Origin of the sequence: Sphaerisporangium sp. NBC_01403 (assembly GCF_045040145.1) — a bacterium.
Taxonomy (GTDB): domain Bacteria; phylum Actinomycetota; class Actinomycetes; order Streptosporangiales; family Streptosporangiaceae; genus Sphaerisporangium; species Sphaerisporangium viridialbum.
Map to the genome: position 1 here is coordinate 3,424,266 of NZ_CP109534.1, position 16,384 is coordinate 3,440,649.

13 protein-coding genes are annotated in these 16,384 nt (G+C 72.8%); 4 read left to right on the forward strand and 9 right to left on the reverse strand.

Annotation, left to right across the window (positions count from 1 at the left end):
• Positions 1-38 precede the first annotated feature (38 nt).
• Both OG589_RS15835 and OG589_RS15840 read left to right on the forward strand, forming a co-directional pair.
• Positions 39-1,124 (forward strand): NAD(P)/FAD-dependent oxidoreductase, encoded by a 1,086-nt coding sequence (locus OG589_RS15835; RefSeq protein ID WP_405149783.1) that lies wholly within the window; start codon positions 39-41, stop codon positions 1,122-1,124.
• Positions 1,125-1,841: 717 nt separating this feature from the next.
• The gene (locus tag OG589_RS15840; protein WP_405149784.1) at positions 1,842-3,161 is read left to right on the forward strand and encodes a sensor histidine kinase; all 1,320 of its coding nucleotides are present in this window, start codon (positions 1,842-1,844) and stop codon (positions 3,159-3,161) included.
• A gap of 122 nt (positions 3,162-3,283) precedes the next feature.
• On the opposite strand, the gene OG589_RS15845 is transcribed toward OG589_RS15840, so the two are convergent.
• The 4 genes from OG589_RS15845 to OG589_RS15860 all read right to left on the reverse strand — a co-directional run bounded on the left by OG589_RS15845 (position 3,284) and on the right by OG589_RS15860 (position 8,305).
• Complete coding sequence (locus tag OG589_RS15845; protein WP_405149786.1) at positions 3,284-4,573, reverse strand: serine/threonine-protein kinase; 1,290 nt, start codon at positions 4,571-4,573, stop codon at positions 3,284-3,286.
• Between the two features lie 66 nt (positions 4,574-4,639).
• On the reverse strand, positions 4,640-7,048 hold the full coding sequence (locus tag OG589_RS15850; protein ID WP_405152055.1) for an FtsX-like permease family protein: 2,409 nt from the start codon (positions 7,046-7,048) through the stop codon (positions 4,640-4,642).
• On the reverse strand, positions 7,048-7,779 hold the full coding sequence (locus tag OG589_RS15855; RefSeq protein ID WP_405149788.1) for an ABC transporter ATP-binding protein: 732 nt from the start codon (positions 7,777-7,779) through the stop codon (positions 7,048-7,050). Before OG589_RS15855 ends, OG589_RS15850 begins: the two co-directional genes overlap by 1 nt.
• A gap of 379 nt (positions 7,780-8,158) precedes the next feature.
• Positions 8,159-8,305 (reverse strand): hypothetical protein, encoded by a 147-nt coding sequence (locus OG589_RS15860; protein ID WP_405149789.1) that lies wholly within the window; start codon positions 8,303-8,305, stop codon positions 8,159-8,161.
• Positions 8,306-8,313: 8 nt separating this feature from the next.
• Here OG589_RS15860 and OG589_RS15865 point away from each other — a divergent pair, with 8 nt between their 5' ends.
• Entirely contained in the window at positions 8,314-10,125 is a 1,812-nt protein-coding gene (locus OG589_RS15865; protein ID WP_405149791.1) for a histidine kinase, read from the forward strand.
• A 103-nt stretch (positions 10,126-10,228) separates the two neighbouring features.
• Here OG589_RS15865 and OG589_RS15870 read toward each other — a convergent pair whose 3' ends face one another.
• The 3 genes from OG589_RS15870 to OG589_RS15880 form a co-directional block, all read right to left on the reverse strand.
• Complete coding sequence (locus OG589_RS15870) at positions 10,229-10,837, reverse strand: DNA-binding response regulator (protein ID WP_405149792.1); 609 nt, start codon at positions 10,835-10,837, stop codon at positions 10,229-10,231.
• A gap of 227 nt (positions 10,838-11,064) precedes the next feature.
• Positions 11,065-12,735: a dihydroxy-acid dehydratase gene (locus tag OG589_RS15875; RefSeq protein ID WP_405149794.1), complete on the reverse strand. Its 1,671-nt coding sequence runs from the start codon at positions 12,733-12,735 to the stop codon at positions 11,065-11,067.
• Positions 12,736-12,904: 169 nt separating this feature from the next.
• Positions 12,905-13,564: a TetR/AcrR family transcriptional regulator gene (locus OG589_RS15880; protein ID WP_405149795.1), complete on the reverse strand. Its 660-nt coding sequence runs from the start codon at positions 13,562-13,564 to the stop codon at positions 12,905-12,907.
• 329 nt (positions 13,565-13,893) lie between these two features.
• Here OG589_RS15880 and OG589_RS15885 point away from each other — a divergent pair, with 329 nt between their 5' ends.
• On the forward strand, positions 13,894-14,346 hold the full coding sequence (locus tag OG589_RS15885; RefSeq protein ID WP_405149797.1) for a hypothetical protein: 453 nt from the start codon (positions 13,894-13,896) through the stop codon (positions 14,344-14,346).
• 245 nt (positions 14,347-14,591) lie between these two features.
• Here the strand turns inward: OG589_RS15885 and OG589_RS15890 are convergent, their stop codons facing one another.
• Complete coding sequence (locus OG589_RS15890; RefSeq protein WP_405149799.1) at positions 14,592-15,254, reverse strand: response regulator; 663 nt, start codon at positions 15,252-15,254, stop codon at positions 14,592-14,594.
• Positions 15,251-16,378 carry a sensor histidine kinase gene (locus OG589_RS15895; protein ID WP_405149801.1) on the reverse strand — a complete coding sequence of 376 codons (1,128 nt, stop codon included), beginning with the start codon at positions 16,376-16,378 and terminating at the stop codon, positions 15,251-15,253. Before OG589_RS15895 ends, OG589_RS15890 begins: the two co-directional genes overlap by 4 nt.
• Positions 16,379-16,384 lie beyond the last annotated feature (6 nt).

Consider the following 16,384-nt stretch of genomic DNA (forward strand, 5'->3'; position numbering starts at 1 on the left):
GCTCCCGGCCCCGCGAGGGATGCTGAGATCATGCAGCCATGACTGATCGGGTCGTCGTCGCCGGAAGTGGAATCGTTGGAGCGAGCGCCGCCTACCACCTGAGCCTCAGGGGTGTGGCGGTGACCGTGATCGACCGGCCGCTCGCCGGGCAGGCCACCGGCGCGGGAGCCGGCATCGTCTGCCCGTGGGTGGACCATGACGGCGACGACGCCTGGTACCACCTCGCCCTGGAGGGCGCCCGCTACTACCCCCGGCTCGCCGGGCTGCTTGCCGAGGACGGCGAGCCCGGCACCAGCCACGCCGAGGTGGGCGCGCTGCTGGTGGCGGAGGACCCCGCCGAGCTGGTGCAGGTCGAGGCGCTGCTGCGGAGCCGGCGGCCCTCGGCCCCCGAAATGGGCGAGATATCCGAGGTCGACCGGCCCGGCGCGCTGTTCCCGCCGCTGAGTCCCGGGCTGGTCGCCCTGCGCGTCGGGGGCGCGGCGCGGGTGGACGGCCGGGCCGTCCGCGACGCCCTGATGCGCGCCGCCGTACGGCACGGGGCGCGGGTGCTCACGGGCGCGGTCTCCCTGACCGCCTCGGGCGCTCCCCTCCTCGACGGCTCGCCGGTCGAGTCGGACGCCGTCGTGGTGGCCGCGGGAGCCTGGTCGGGCGAGGTCTGCCGTCCCCTCGGCCACATGACACCCGTGCGGCCCCGGCGCGGCCAGATCGTGCACGCCGGGCTTCCCGGGGTGGAGACCGCCGGGTGGCCGATCGTCCTGCCCCGGCTCGGCCCGTACCTGCTGGGGTTCCCCGGGTCGCGCGTGGTCCTCGGCGCGACGGTCGAGGACGCCGGGTTCGACCCCCGCGTGACCGCGGGCGGCCTCGCCGAGGTGCTGGCCGCCGGCGTGCGGCTGGCGCCCGGGCTCGCGGACGCCACGGTCACCGAGACCCGTGCGGGGCTGCGTCCGGTCTCCGCCGACGGGCTTCCCCTGCTCGGGATGCTCCGTGAGGGGGTCGTCGTCGCGACCGGCCTCAGCGCGTACGGCCTGACCGCCGGGCCGTACGCCGGGCTCGTGGCCGCCTGCCTGGCCGTCGGCGAGACCCCGCCCCTGGACGTCGCCCCCTATTCCCCCACGCGGGGCTAGCCTCCGGCCGCGCCGCCCGGTTCGCCGCCCCCCGGTTATACATGAGTACGGTATTCGGTATACACTATTCATAAGACATGTAAGTAGTGGGTTAGGATTGCCTAAAACGCATTGGGTGATCTTGTAACGCCCGATTGACGTGCTAACTTGAGTTTTTCCAGATAGCTCGCGAACGCACCGCCACGACCCGGCCCGCCGCGCACACGGCGAGCATCGGTCGCGGAGCACACCCCCCGGAGACGCCCACAGGGCCCTCTCAGCGCAGGCTCCGGTCGCGGCGCCACGGGCACCATGAGCCACCGGCCGGTCGGCCGATCTCAGCCATCAGAAGGAAGCACATCTGAAGAAAGGTGCGGAAAGCGCTATCCCAGCCGGATGGCGACCCGCGCGGGAGCCCGGTCGCGAAGCCGGCCGAGCACAGTGGATGTCGCCCCCGTTGCCGCCCAGCGAGGCGCACCCGGCGGAGCATCACCAAAGCCACGACACCAGGACTACACCTGGCACCGGTCTCCCTACCGGCGGCGGACAACAACGCCGGCCGCGGCAGACCACGTTGGGGAACACAGGTCGCAGGGAAAGATGATCATGTTGGGTGAGGAACGCGTACGTACCTCATATCGGCTTCCATGGGGAACGCGAGTCCATCCCCGTTCCATCCGTGGGCGAGTCACCGCCCTGGTCAGCCTTCTCGCGATACTTCTCCTCGTACCTTCGGGCGTGCTGGCCGGTGTGGTCGCACACCAGTCCGTGGCCAACACCGTGTGGCTGGAGGCCAGGCAGGAGGCGACGATCGCCGCCGCGGCCGACCGCCTGGGACACCCGAAGGGGCAGATCAGATCCGAGGTACCCGGCATCGACCTGGTGCAGATCGTCGGCCCCGACCATCATGTGATCGCCGCCTCCACCGCCGCCCGGGGGCTGCCTCCGATCAGCACCGCCTGGCCCGAACCGCGCGACCCGCAGGAGGACGTGCAGAACTGCACGCAGAGCAAGGTCGGCTGCGTCCGCCTCTCCGCACTGCGGGAGACCGGCGCGGCCGACTCGCCCGTGGTCTACGCCGGCAGACGCGCTCCTGCCGAGAGCGCCACCGGCCTCATCAACACCATCTTCGTCACCCAGGGCATCGCCCTGATCACGCTCGCCGCCGCGACGACCTGGAAGGTCACCGGCCGGACGCTGCGGCCGGTGGAGGGCATCCGCGCCGAGCTGGCCGCGATCAACGTGAACGACCTGAGCACCCGCGTGCCCGAACCCATGTGCGACGACGAGATCGCCCGGCTGGCCCGGACGATAAACAGCACGCTGGAGCGGCTGGAGCACGCCAAGGGGCGGATGGAGCGGGCGCTGAACCAGCAGCGGCAGTTCGCCGCCGACGCCTCGCACGAGCTGCGAACCCCCGTCGCCGGGCTGCGCGCGCAGCTGGAGGAGGCCCAGCTGCACCCCGGCGAGACCGACCTCGAGGAACTGCTCGCGCATTCCCTGAGGGACGTCGACCGGCTTCAGTCGATCATCACCGACCTCCTGCTGCTGGAGCGGGTCGGGACCGGCGCTGTCAGGAGCAGCGAGAAGGTCGACCTCGCGGCGGTCGTGCGGGCGGAGGTGTCGAGGCGGCCCCACCCCGGCAGGGTGCGCCTGCGGCTCGCGCCCGGCGTGAGCACCGAGGCCAACCACAACCAGATCGTCCGCGTGGTCACCAACCTGCTGGACAACGCCGAACGGCACGCCAGGCACTCGGTGTCCGTCGAGGTACGCCCGAACGGCCGCAACGCCGAGATCGTGGTGGACGACGACGGGGACGGCATCGCCGTGGCCGACCGGGAACGGATCTTCGAGAGGTTCACCCGGCTGGACGCGGCCCGCAGCCGCGACCGGGGAGGCACCGGCCTCGGCCTGGCCATCGCCCGCGACATCGTCCAGGCCCACAGGGGCACCATCGAGGTGGGCACCTCCCCCGTCGGAGGCGCGCGTTTCCTCGTCAGCCTGCCGCTGGCCGAGCCGTGCGTTCCCGACCGGCACACGACCCACAGCCCGGCGTGACCGGGGGGCTCGCGGCCCTCGCGGGGCACGCCCGGCGGCGGGCGCCCGCGCCCGAGGTCGTCGCCCCCGTACTCAAGGAGTTCCTCACCGGCTGACCCCCGCCCGCCCGAGCCCGCGGGCGGTCAGTCGTTCTTGTCGTTCCCGTTGGACTTTCCCTTCTTCGGCTTCTTGCCGTTGTTGGCGCCGTAGTGGTTGCCGTTCGAGCCGTTGCCATTGCTCTGGCCGGAGCCGGAGGGGATCGTGACCGGTGGCCGGGGTGGCGTCGTCCCGGTGGCGGGCTCGCTCGTCCTCCGGCCGCCGGTGGGCACCGGCACCGGCTCCGTCGTGCGGCGCGCCACCGGCCGCGCGGTGATCCGGGGCGTGACGGTCCGGATCAGCGATACGGTCACCGTCGGGGTGCTGACGGCGGAGACGGCCTGCCCGGCATCGGGACCGGACGCCGTCACGTAGGCCACCCCGCCCACCGCCGCCAGGCCCAGGAGCACGACCAGGGTCGCGCTCCCGATCATGATGCCCCGCCGCCCTCGTCCTTGCGGCGCCGGCGGTACGGTCGACCCCCGCGCCGTCTGGAAGGGCTCGGCCGCCTGCCCGCTCGCGACCGCCGACAGCCGCCGCGCCGCCTCGTCGGCGGTCATCCTGGCCTCGGGATCCTTGACCAGCAGTCCCTCGATCACCGGGGCCAGCGCGCCGGCCAGGGTGAACGGCTCCGGCTCCTGGTACATGACGGCGGCGAGCGTCGCCAGTGCGTGACTCCGGTGGAACGGCGACCGGCCCTCCACCGCCAGGAACAGCGTCACACCGAGCGACCACAGATCCGAGACCGGCTCCGCCTGCCCGCCCGCCGCCCGCTCGGGACTGATGAACGCGGGCGTGCCCATGAGCACGCCCGTCCGGGTCATCGGGGAGTCGTCATCGAGGGTCGCGATGCCGAAATCGGTGAGCACGGCGTCGCCGTCGCCGGTGATGAGCACGTTGTCCGGCTTGACGTCCCGGTGGAGCACGCCCGCCGCGTGAGCGGCCCGCAGTGCCGCCAGCACCTGGGCGCCGATCTCGGCGACCCGCCGGGGCTGCAGCGGGCCCTCCTCGGCGAGGATGGACGCCAGCGTCCGGGAGGGCACCAGCTGCATGACGATCCAGGGGTGGCCGCTCTCCTCGAACACGTCGTACACGGCCGCGACGCCGGGGTGACTCAGCCGCCCAGCGGCCCTGGCCTCGCGGAACGTGCGGGTGGTGAACATCTCGCGCTCCGGGCCCGTGAGCCCGTTGATGCAGTGCAGCTCCTTGACGGCGACCTCCCGCCCGAGGAGCTCGTCCACTGCCCGCCAGACGACGCCCATGCCGCCGCGCCCCAGTGGCTCCACCAGCCGGTAGCGCCCCGCGACCAATCGCCCCGACGTCTCCGAATCGGCCATGATCGGGACCGTACCCCGGCATTCCCCTCGCATTCCACCGTGATCAAACGGTTAGCCGCCCCGATGTCACTCGCGGGCGCCGACGGCCTCCGCGGGGCGCTCCCTGAGGGCGAACCGGCCGGGCAGCACGGTCGCCGCCAGGGCCAGGGCGCCCGCCGCGGCGACCACCGCGAGGTAGGTCAGCGGCGGGACATAAGGCTGCGCCGACCCCGTCATGCCGAGGCTGAACGCCGACAGCGTCACGAGGGAGATCAGCGTGCCGAGCACCACGGCGATCAGCGCGGCGGTCAGCGTCTCCAGCCGCAGCATCCGCAGCACCTGGCGCCGCGTCGTGCCGACGAGGCGGAGCAGGGCGAACTCGCGGGAACGGTCCGAGGTGGACATGGCCAGCGTGTTGACCACGGCGATCGCGGTGAACGCCATGATCAGCCCCATGGCCGCGTAGTTCACCTCGGCGTTGGAGGAGCTCACCTCGGCGGCCCGCGCCCGGTCGAGCACCAGGGCGCCGGGGGCGGCCCGCTGGAGAAGCTCGCGCGGCACGGAGGGCGCGGAGACGAGCAGGGTGCCGAGCGGGTCGTCCACATGCCCGGCGACCACGTCGATGGGCAGGGTGAGGTCGCCGAACCCGAGACCCCTCGCGTAGATGGCCGCGACCTTGGCCACGGCTGGGGTGCCGTCGCCGAGCGTGAGGCTCACCTGGCCGCCCACCGACACGCCCAGCCGCTCGGCCGCCGTGTCGCTGACCGCGATCGACTCCGGGCCGAAGCCCCGCAGGGAGCCAGAGGTGACCCCGAGGTCCAGGGTGCGTTCGAGCCCGGCGGGGGTGACGCCCTGCACGCCGTACTTCTCCAGCCCGATCCTGACCGAGCCGCGCAGCACCTCGGTCACCGCGGCCACGCCGGGCACCTTCCGCACGGCCGAGGCCGTGGCGGCGGAGACGCGCGGCCCGAGCGTGTAGTCGGCCCTGGTGCCCGAGGTCGCCTGCCGCTCGGCGGCGTGCTCCATCGTGGTCTGCACGAACAGGATCGTGCAGGTCATCGCGACCATCAGGCTGAGCGGGGTGATCACCGAGGCCAGGCGCCGCGATCCGGCGCGCAGGTTGGCGGCGGCCAGGTACCCGCCCACCCGCGAGGCCCGCAGCGGCACGCCGAGCACCGCGACCGCCGCCCGGGCAACGATCGGGCCGAGCAGGGCCACGGCGACCGTCCACACCAGGGCGGTCAGCATGGTGACCGGGCTGGACGCGGCCTCCGTCGACAGCGCCGACAGCACGAGGGTCAGCGCGACGCCGCCGCCGGTGAACGCCAGCCCGGCGATCAGCCGGCCCCAGGGCAGGCGAGCCGACGGCAGCGCCGCGTCGCCGAGCGCCTCCACGGGACGGATGCGCGCCGTGCGGCGGGCCGACACGCGCGCCGCCGCCCACGCCGCCGCCACGGTCGCCAGCAGGGCCGCGAAGACCGGGAACGGGCTGACGACCAGTGCGAGGTTCTCCGGCATCGCGCCGAGGGCGACGAAGCGGGAGCGCAGCCAGAAGCCAAGGCCGACGCCCGCGGCGGAGCCGACGGCCCCTGCCGCCAGGGCCACCATGAGCGCCTCGCCGCCGAGCAGCTCGCGGATCTGCCGGGGCGTCGCCGCGACTGCCCGCAGCAGGGCGAGCTCGCGCTGGCGCTGCTGGATGGACAGGGCGAAGGTGCCCACCACCACGAGGATCGCGACCAGCAGCGATGTGCCGCCCAGGGCGCCGCCGAGGCTGATCAGCTTGACCCGGGACTTCTCGGCGTCGAGGAACTCCACCTTGCCGCGGTCGTCCCCGCTGTAGGCGACCGCGCCCTGGACCGAGACGTCCACCTTGGGGAAGACGCCGATGGCGCTGACCATCCCGGGCCTTCCTGCCAGCCGCCGGGCCTCCTGCGTCGAGAAGAACAGGCTGCCCAGGGTCTGGCGGGTCACCCCCACCACCTGGTACTGGCGCGGGGCGGCCGTGGAGGAGACCGTGAGGACGGACCCCGGACGGAGGCCGAGGCCCGCCTCTACCACGACCTCGCCGTCGGCCCGGGGCGCGCGCCCCTCGGCCAGCGTGTAGGGCGTGAGCGCCGCCGACTCCCAGCCGTGGCCGGTGAGCGGGCCGTCCTTCGTGTAGGCCGGGAAGGTCACCTCGGTGACGACCTTCTCCACCCCGGGCGCGCGCCTGAGCTCATCGGCGAGGGACGCGCGGATCCAGGCCCGCTCCGACAGCGGCTTGGCCTTCGACTTGCTCTTCTCCGCCGACTTGCGGACGGTCTCGCGGACGAACTGGTCGCCCGCGACGAGCACCGGGGTGCCCGCGTACCTCTGGGGGGCGACGCTTCCGCGCAGCCCGGTCTCCAGCAGCATGCCGCAGGCGCACACCAGGGCGGCGGCGCACAGCAGGGCGAGGAACGCGCCGACGAACCCGGCCTTGCGGTGCCGCAGCGTCTTCAGTGCCAGCCAGACCATCACACCCACGCTCCGAGCCTGGTCATCCGCTCGGCGACCTTGTCCGAGGTCGGGGCGGTCATCGAGTCCACGATCCGGCCGTCGGCCAGGTAGAGAACGGTGTCGGCGTAGGAGGCCGCCACCGGGTCGTGCGTCACCATCACGACCGTCTGGCCCATCCCGTCCACCACTTCGCGCAGCAGGGTCAGCACGTCCCGAGCGGTCATCGTGTCGAGCGCGCCGGTCGGCTCGTCGCCGAACACGACCTCGGGCCTGGTCACCAGCGCCCTGGCGATCGCCACGCGCTGCTGCTGGCCACCGGAGAGCTGGGCGGGACGGTGCCCGGTGCGTCCGTCGAGGCCGACCCGCGACACGATCTCCGCCAGCCACGCCCCGTCCACGGCGGCGCCCGCCAGCCGCAGCGGCAGCGTGATGTTCTCGGCCACCGTCAGCGACGAGACCAGGTTGAACGCCTGGAACACGAACCCGATCCGCTGCCGGCGCAGCTCCGTCAGCCGGGTCTCGTTCATGCCGTCCAGGGCGGTGCCGCCCAGGCGCACCGACCCCGAGGAGGGCAGGTCCAGCCCCGCCGCGCAGTGCAGAAACGTGCTCTTTCCCGAACCCGAAGGGCCCATCACGGCGGTGAAGCTCCCCCTCGGGATGCCCACCGTCACCTCGCGCAGGGCCGCCACCGCGCCCTGGCCCTTCCCGTACACCTTGCTCACCGCGTCCAAGCGCACCACGTCCGTCATGCCGTTCAGTCTGCTGACCTGCCGGATCGCCTACCAGAGAGCCGATCACCGGTCGGGCATGACCTCGTCATGATTCGGACACTGGTAGACATGTCCCCGTGATTCGTGTGCTGCCGGCCGAGGACCGGCGCGCCGGCGCCGGCCGCCGCGCGACCCCACGACTGCTGGACGGCGTACTCGGCATCCGGGCGCGGGGGATCGTCGTCATGGTGCTCGCCGCGTTCATGACCGTCTACGTGCTGGCCGGGCCGTTCGGGTTCATCATGGGGCTGCCGGTGCTGGGGCTGCAGCTCATATGGGTGACGCCCTCCCTGAGGCGGTACCGGGGGGTGCCGCTGCTCGCCGTGCAGGCCTGCGCCGCCTACGCGGCGGTGCTCGGCTACGGCACCTCCGTCGGCATCCTCGGCTTCCTGGCCGGCTCGCTGCCGCTCACCCGCCTGTGGCCGCTGGCGCCCGCGGTGGCGGCCGGCGCGGCGGCGATCCACTTCCTGCGCCAGGGCGACGCGTCCGGCACCGCCGACGCCAACGATCAGCATGGTGCTGACCGCGCTCGTGATCTACGGGCTGACCCGCCTGACCGAACGCGCCGACGAGGCGCACGCGGCCCGGCTGGCGCTGGCGATGGCCGCCGTCGCCGAGGAGCGGCTGCGGATCGCCGCCGAGCTGAACGACGGCCTCGGCGACGGACTGGCCGCGATCGCGAAAGGTGCCCGCCTCGCCCTGGCCGAGCCGTCGCGCACCGCCGAGGTGATCGGTGAGGTCGTCGCCACCGCGCGCGCCGCCCTGGCCGGCGCCCGCACCGCCGCCGCCGGGTACCGCGCGATGTCCCTGGCTCCCGAGATCACGACCGCCCGCGCCATGCTGTCGAGCGCGGGGGTCGTCCCCGAGGTGCGCCTGGGTCACACCGAGCCGCTGGGCCTCGCGGGCGCGCTGCTGGCAACCGTGCTGCGGGAGTCGGTGACCGAGATCGTGCGGCGGGGCACGGCCAGGACGTGCGTGATCGAGACGGAGGAGTCGGACGGCCGGATGAGCCTGCGCGTCACCAACGACGGCGCGCGGACGGCCGCCGACGACGGCCTGGGCGACCTCCCCCAGCGGGTGGCCGAGGCGGGCGGCGCCCTCACCACCGGCCTCACCCCCGGCGGCCGTCACACGGTCACCGTCACCCTTCCCGTCCACGCCGAGACGCGCTCCGTGCCCGTCCCCCCGCCCACCGGCGAGCGGGCCGAAGGGCGTTGGACGGCGCTCGTGCGGGGTGAGCAGGCCGCCTACACCTTGTCCGTCGTCCTGCTGGCCGCCGTCGTCGTGGGGTTCAGCGTCAAGGCCCTGCTGTACGCGCCGGAGAACGTCCTGGCGGCGGTCGCCTGCCTCGCGGTGATCGTCGTGCTGCAGCTTCGGTCGATCAGCGGCCGCCACATGTGGGCGCTGGCGACGATGGCGCTTCTCACCTACCTGCCGATCCTCGCGTTCGGCCGGGCGTGGCTCGGGGTCGCGGGCTTCCTCGCGGGCCCGATCCTGCTCGCCTTCCCCGCGCCGGTCGCGTGGCCGCTGGTCGCGTGCGTGATGGCGGCCACCGCCGCGACGGGTGCCGCCCTCGGCCTGCCGGTGCCCGAGACGGTCAACTTCACGGTGGGGACGCTGGTCACCGGGCTGGTCGTGTACGGCCTGGTCCGCCTGGCCCAGCTCGTCAAGGAGCTGCGGAGCGCCCGGGAGGAGCTGGCCCGCTCGGCGGTGCTGGAGGAACGGCTGCGCGCGGCCCGCGACCTGCACGACCTGCTCGGCCACAGCCTCGCGGCGATCCTGCTCAAGTGCGAGCTGGCCCGGCGCCTCGATCCGGCACGCGCCCGCGCCGAGCTCCTCGACGTGCTCACCATGACGGCGCGTGCCGAGGCCGACCTGCGGGCCGTGTCCGGCGGGAGCCACGAGCTGCTCCTCACCGCCGAGGCCGAGCACGCCCGCTCGGTGCTCGCCGCGGCGGGGGTCGAGGTGTCGATGGCCCTGGACCACGACGTGCTTCCCGCCGAGGCCGAGACCGTGCTGAGCGCCGTGCTCAGGGAGGCGGTGACCAACGTCCTGCGGCACAGCGCCGCCCGCCACTGCGTCGTCGAGACGCTGGCGGACGCGGAGGGCGTACGGCTGCGCGTGCGCAACGACGGGGTGCGCTCGCTGGAGGTCCGGCGCGGCTCGTCCGGCATCGGCAACCTCAGCACGCGGCTGACGTCCCTCGGGGGGCAGGTGACCACCGAGGCCGGGAACGGCTGGTTCGAGCTCGACGCCCGCGTCCCGCTGGACGGCCTCGGCGATCCCGGCGGAACGGCCCGCCGCCCCGCCGTCCGCGCAATGTAGTCCCGGCCCGTCTGGTTCCGGCCCGCTTGGTTCCGGCCCGTCTGGTTCCGGCCCGCCTGGATATGGGTCGGTCTGGCCAGGCCCGCCTGGATACGGGTGGGTCCTAGATCCAGCCCGCTTCGCCGGCGATGCGCACCGCGTCCGTACGGTTGCGGGCGTTGAGCTTGGCGACCACGGCGGTGAGGTAGTTGCGGGCCGTCCCCGCCGTCACGTACATCCTGGCCGCGATCTCGGTCGCGTCCGCCCCCTCGGCCGCGAGACGCAGCACCTCCGCCTCACGGGCCGTCAGCGGGTTGTCGGCCAGGTCCCAGGCGGTGACCGCCAGCGACGGGTCAAGGACCCGCTCCCCCCTGGTCACCTTGCGTATCGCCGCGACCAGGTCCTCGGGTGGCGCGGTCTTCAGCAGGAACCCGTCCACCTGGGCGGCGAGCGCGCGCCGCAGGTGACCCGGCTTGCCGTATCCGGTCAGCATGAGCGTGCGGCAGGCCGGCAGGGCCGAACGCAGCTCGGCCGCGGCGGCGAGCCCGTCGAGCGTGCCCGGCATGTCGATGTCGAGCACCGCCACGTCCGGGAGCTCGGCCAGCGCGGCGGGCACCACGGCGTCGCCGGAGTCGACGGCGGCGACGATCCGCAGGTCCGGTTCGAGACCGAGCAGCGCCACGAGGGCACCTCTGATGACGTGCTGGTCTTCGGCCAGCAGCACACGAATCACGGGGACATGTCTACCAGCGTCCGAATCATGATGATGTATGCCGGACCGGTGATCACCTCTCTGGTGGCCCATTCCGCAGCTCAACAGACTGGAGACCTGACGGACCGATCAGGACCGGTTCCCCGGCTTCGCCGCGTGGGCCGCCGCCCGTGACGGCGAGTACGGCCTCGGGAACGGCCCCGGTCGCGGTCCAGGCGGGAGGCGAGCCGCAGGGCGGCGGCGCGGGGTCAGCAGGTGACCGCGCCGTCGGAGGCGGATCCGACGGTCGCGACGTACTTGGACAGCACCCCGCGCTCGACCGGCCGTTCCGGGCGCCGCCAGGCGGCGCGCCGGGCCGCGAGCTCGGCCTCCTCCACCAGCAGGTCCAGCCGCCCCGCCGCGGAGTCGACGGCCACCAGGTCGCCGTCGGCGACCAGCGCGATCGGGCCGCCGCGATGGGCCTCCGGGGCGACATGGCCGATCACCAGGCCGTGCGAGACGCCGCTGAACCGGCCGTCGGTGACCAGGGCCACCGAGTCGCCGAGCCCCCGGCCGACGAGGGCACCGGTGATGGAGAGCATCTCCCGCATCCCCGGGCCTCCGGCCGGCCCCTCATAGCGCACCACCACGACGTCCCCCGCCGTGATCGCGCCGCGCTGGATGGCCGCGTAGCAGTCCTCCTCGGAGTCGAACACCCGGGCCGGTCCCTCGCGACGGAAGTCGGGCCGGCCGCCGAGCTTGAGCACGCAGCCGTCGGGCGCCAGCGAGCCGCGCAGGATCGCCAGCGCCCCCGGCCCCTTGACGGGCTCGGCGACGGTCGCCACGACCTTCTGCCCCTCGGCCTCCCGCGCCTGCCCGGCCACCTCGGCCAGGGTCCTGCCGTCCACCAGCGTGACGTCCTCGTCCAGCAGCCCGGCCTCCAGCAGCCGCTTCGCGACCAGCGAGGTGCCGCCGGCCCGCCACAGGTCGGCCGCGGTGTGCCGGCCGCTGGGCTTCAGCCCCGCCACGATCGGGACGCGCCGGCAGACATCGCCGATGTCGTCGATCGCCAGCGGGAGCCCGGCCTCGCGGGCGATGGCCAGCAGGTGCAGCACGGAGTTGGTGGAACCGCCCATCGCGGCCACCGACACCAGCGCGTTGCGCATCGCGGCCTCGGTGAGGATCCGCGAGGGCCGCGCGTCGCGCGCCAGGGCGCCCATCGCGATCTCGCCGACCAGCTCGGCCGCCGCGCCCTTGCCCTCGGCCACGGCCGGGATGTCGCCCACGCCGAACGGGGCCAGGCCGAGGAAGTCGGCGATGCCCGCCATGGTGTTGGCGGTGTACTGGGCCGCGCAGGTGCCCGCTCCGGGGCAGGCGTGCCTGGCCAGGTCGTCCACCTCCTCCTGGGAGACGGCGCCGACCGAGCGCTCGCCCAGGGCCTCCCACATGTCCTGGATGGTGACGTCCCTCCCCCGCCAGCGGCCCGGCATCATGCTGCCGCTGTATAGGACGACGGAGGGCACGTCCAGCCGCGCCAGCGCCATGATCGCGGCGGGCACGGTCTTGTCACAGCCCACGACGCACACCAGTGCGTCGAACCCGTGGGCCCTGCCCATCAGCTCGATCGAGTCGGCGATCACCTCGCGGCTGACCAGCGAGGCCCGCATGCCGGGCGTGCCCATGGTCAGGTTGTCCGACACCGCGATCGTGTTGAACTCCAGCGGCGTCCCGCCCGCCCTGCGCACCCCCTCGGCGACGTGGGCGGCCAGCTCGCGGTGGGTGAGGTTGCAGGGCATGGTGCCGGTCCAGGTGGAGGCGATGCCCACCGTCGGGCGTCGCATCGCCTCGTCGTCCAGCCCCATGGCGTACAGGTGGGACCTGGCCGGGGCGCGGTCGGGGTCGCCGGCGATCCCGTGACCGGTGGTGGAGGTCTCGCTCATACCGCATCCTCTCGCACCTCGGCCGACCCGGCACAGGGCCGGGCGGTGCGGGCTTATCGCCACCAGGTCGTTGCCACCGCGAATCGGCCCGCGACCACCACGCCCGGCCCCTGGTGAGGCCGGGGCCGGTCAACGAGGACAGGCCCGGCCGAGCAGATGGACAGCGCGGTCAAGACTCACCACGCGAGTCGGCGAAGCCGGTGAGCAGTGCCTCGAGGGCGAACTCGAAGCGGGCCGTGGGGCCGCGGTCCGCGCTGGCTCGGGCGGCTTCGGCGAGGAGCGGGTAGGTCTCTGCGGGTAGGTCGGCCAGGCGGCTGGTCTGGCCCGGTTCGCCGTGTGGCGGGGGCGCGTCGCCGACGCCGGCGTCGAGCGCGGCGTGCACGAGGATCAGCCCGTTGAGGGCGTACACCATGTCGAGGGCCCGCCGAGGCTGGAAGCCGGCCGTGCGAAGCGATCGGAGAAGTGTCTCCATCATGCGGTGATTGCCCGCGGTGGTCGCCGGCCGGGATAGGACGAGCGGGACCAGATTCGGGTGGCCGGCAAGGGTGTCCAACTGCGCTCGGGCGTAGCCGCGCAGTCCATCTCGCCAGTCGGTGCCGTCGAAGCTTACCGGTGCCGCGGTGGCGAGTTCTTCGACCATTCCGTCGAGCAGGGCGTCCTTGCTGGGGAAATGGTGATACAGGGCCATCGCCTTGACTCCGAGCTCCGTACCGAGCCCGCGCATGGACAGTGCGGCGAGGCCCTCTCGGTCGGCGAGGCAGATGGCGGCTTGAAGGATGGCCCGGCTGTTGAGGCCGGCGTGCTGCCCGCGGCTTCGGCTGGCGGTCATGGTGCCCATCCCATCTCATTTGACATGTTGTACGGCGTAAAACTAGCATGAGCCGCCTAGTTTTACGCCGTATAACTAGGCGCATGACCCCCGGCCCAACCCGGCGGGACACCGGCCTGAACCGGTTTCACCTGAGAGGAACCACCACCCCATGGCGCTTGCGGCCCTCTACCAGGTGGCGATGTACGGCGACGCCGGAGATGTCCCGCTGGAAGAGCGATGACCACCATTGGGCCTGCGCCTCCCTCGCCGCGTGACCACGCTGGAGGGAGTCGCTTTCACCAAGACAGCCAGTACCTCAAGACGGGAGAGTCGAGATGGCAGTAGGAATGACCGCAGCACGTTCAACCAGGCGACGCGGGAGGCTTCTTGCGGCGATGTGGATCGGGCTTGTCCTGACCGTCATCGCCGCTGTCTACCCGTTCGTCGACCGCACCACGACGCATGCCCTGGCCGACCACATTCAGGCGGGCTATCCCTCCTACGGTGCCGGCGAGATCGATACCGCTGTCACCGCCTATCTGGTCATCTTGTCGGTGGTGGGAGGGTTGGGCTTCATCGGATGGCTCGGGACGCTGTGGGCGGCGAAGGCCGGCAAGAAGTGGACGCGTTGGGCGGCGACCGGCGTCTTCGCGGTCGCGCTCTGCATCGCGCTCGCCGGGCTGACCGTGGCAGACACCTCCGGCGACGTCGGGCTCGCGCCCGCGATCGGATGGCTCCAGATGCTTCCCTGCGTGCCGGGACTGCTGGCCGTCGTGATGCTCTGGGAGCGGCGTCAATGACCACGGTCCCGAGAGGTCTGCCGGATGTGGTCGAGCTTGTCCCGGGGTGAGAACCCTGGAGAAGGCGTGGATCCGGCCGTCGCAGAGGACGAGTTGCGGTTGCCCGTCCACGGTCATCCAGACGGCCGGGGCCCCGTCAGCGTCAACGAGGATCGACTCGCCGACGGCGGACTCCACCGGAGCTTGCGAGGGGCGTTCAGTAAGAGGATCATCGGCGGGGCAGGCCTGCACCCGGACCGTGGATGTCAGGAGTCGCGTGGGGCCACCAGGCCGGATTCGTAGGCGAGGACCACGAGTTGGGCGCGGTCACGGGCATGGAGCTTGGCCATGGCCCGGTTGATATGGGTTTTCGCGGTCAGTGAGCTGATCACCATGCGGTCGGCGACCTGGTCGTTGGACAGGCCATGCGCGACCAGGGCGACGGCCTCGCGTTCGCGGTTGGTCAGCTCTTTCAGCCCCGTGCCGGCGCCGGTGCGGAGCGGCTGGGTGACGTACCGGTTGATCAGCTTGCGGGTGATCGACGGTGCGAGCAGGGCGTCGCCGCGCGCGGCGACGCGTACGGAGTGGAGGAAGTCTTCCGGCACGATGTCTTTGACGAGGAACCCGGCAGCACCGGCGCGCAGCGCGTTGAAGACGTATTCGTCCAAGCCGTAGTTGGTCAGGATGACGACGTGCACCCCAGCCAGGGCCGGGTCCTCCGCGATGCGCCGGGTCGCCTCGATGCCGTCGACAACCGGCATCTGGATGTCGATGAGCGCAACGTCGGGCAGATGTTCCTTTGCCAGAGCCAGACCCTCCTTCCCGTCGGCGGCCTCGGCCACCACCTCGATGTCGTCTTCGAGGTCGAGGAGCGCGCGGAATCCGCTGCGAATGAGCGGCTGGTCGTCGACCAGCAGGACACGGATCATGACGTTCGGTCCACGGGAAGTTCGGCTTGGACGGTGAAGCCGCCCTCGCCGCGCGGTGCCGCCCGCAGGTGACCGCCGAGGGCGGTGACTCGTTCGCGCATCCCGAGCAGCCCGACGCCGGGCACCGGGGCGGTGTCCGGCGTGGCCTTGCCGTCGTCATCGATGCGTATCGCGAGGGCGTCGGGACCGTAGTCGATCCGGACCGACGCCGTCGCGGCGGCGGCGTGACGGGCGATGTTGGTGAGGGACTCCTGAACGATCCGGTAGACGGTCCGGTCCACCGCGGCCGGCACGTCATGTCGTTGTCCCTCGATCGTCAGCGTCGCGTCCAGGCCGGTCGTCCGAGCCCGTTCCACCAGTTCCGCAACGTGGTCGAGCCCACGCGGCGGGGTCATGTCGTCGTCGCGCAGCGCCTCCAGGGTCGCTCGCAGCTCCCGGGCCGCCTCACGTCCGGCCTCCTGGATCGCCAGCAGGGCCTCCGGCACCTGTTCACCCCGCTTGCGGGCCACGTGGACGGCGACTTCGGCCTGCACCTTGATGACCGAGATCTGGTGGGTGAGCGAATCATGAAGCTCCCGCGCGATGCGCAGCCGCTCCTCGTCGGCGCGGCGCCGCGCGGTCTCCTCCCGGGTGCGCTCGGCTTCGTCCGCCCGCCGCTCGGCCTGCCGCAGCGCTTCACCCGCGGCGCCGGCCGCGATCAGCCAGGCCAGCTCGAGGGCGCCTCGGGCCTGCGCGAACGCCTCGCCCGTGTCATGCAGGCCCGAGGCCAGGGCCGCGAGGGGAAGAGCGGCCAGCATGGTCATGCTCGCTGCCACCGTGATGGTGCGGTGCCCCGCCCGCACAGCGGCGTACACCGCGAACAGGTACGCGACGGCAGGCACGTCGAAACCGGCCGCCTGGTAACCCACCGCGCACAGCCCGGTGACGGCCAGGACGGGAACCGGAGCCCGGCGGCGCGCGGCCAGCCCCAGGCCGCCAGCCGCCAGCAGCGCGTAGCCGAACAGGTCGAGGTCCGTGGCGGAGTGCTGTCCGGACAGCCCGGTGACCAGCAGCGTCGCCGCCACGCCGACGGCGATCGCCCAGTCTCTGACACCGGACCGGACACCGGACCGTCCTGTACTCATGCGCGC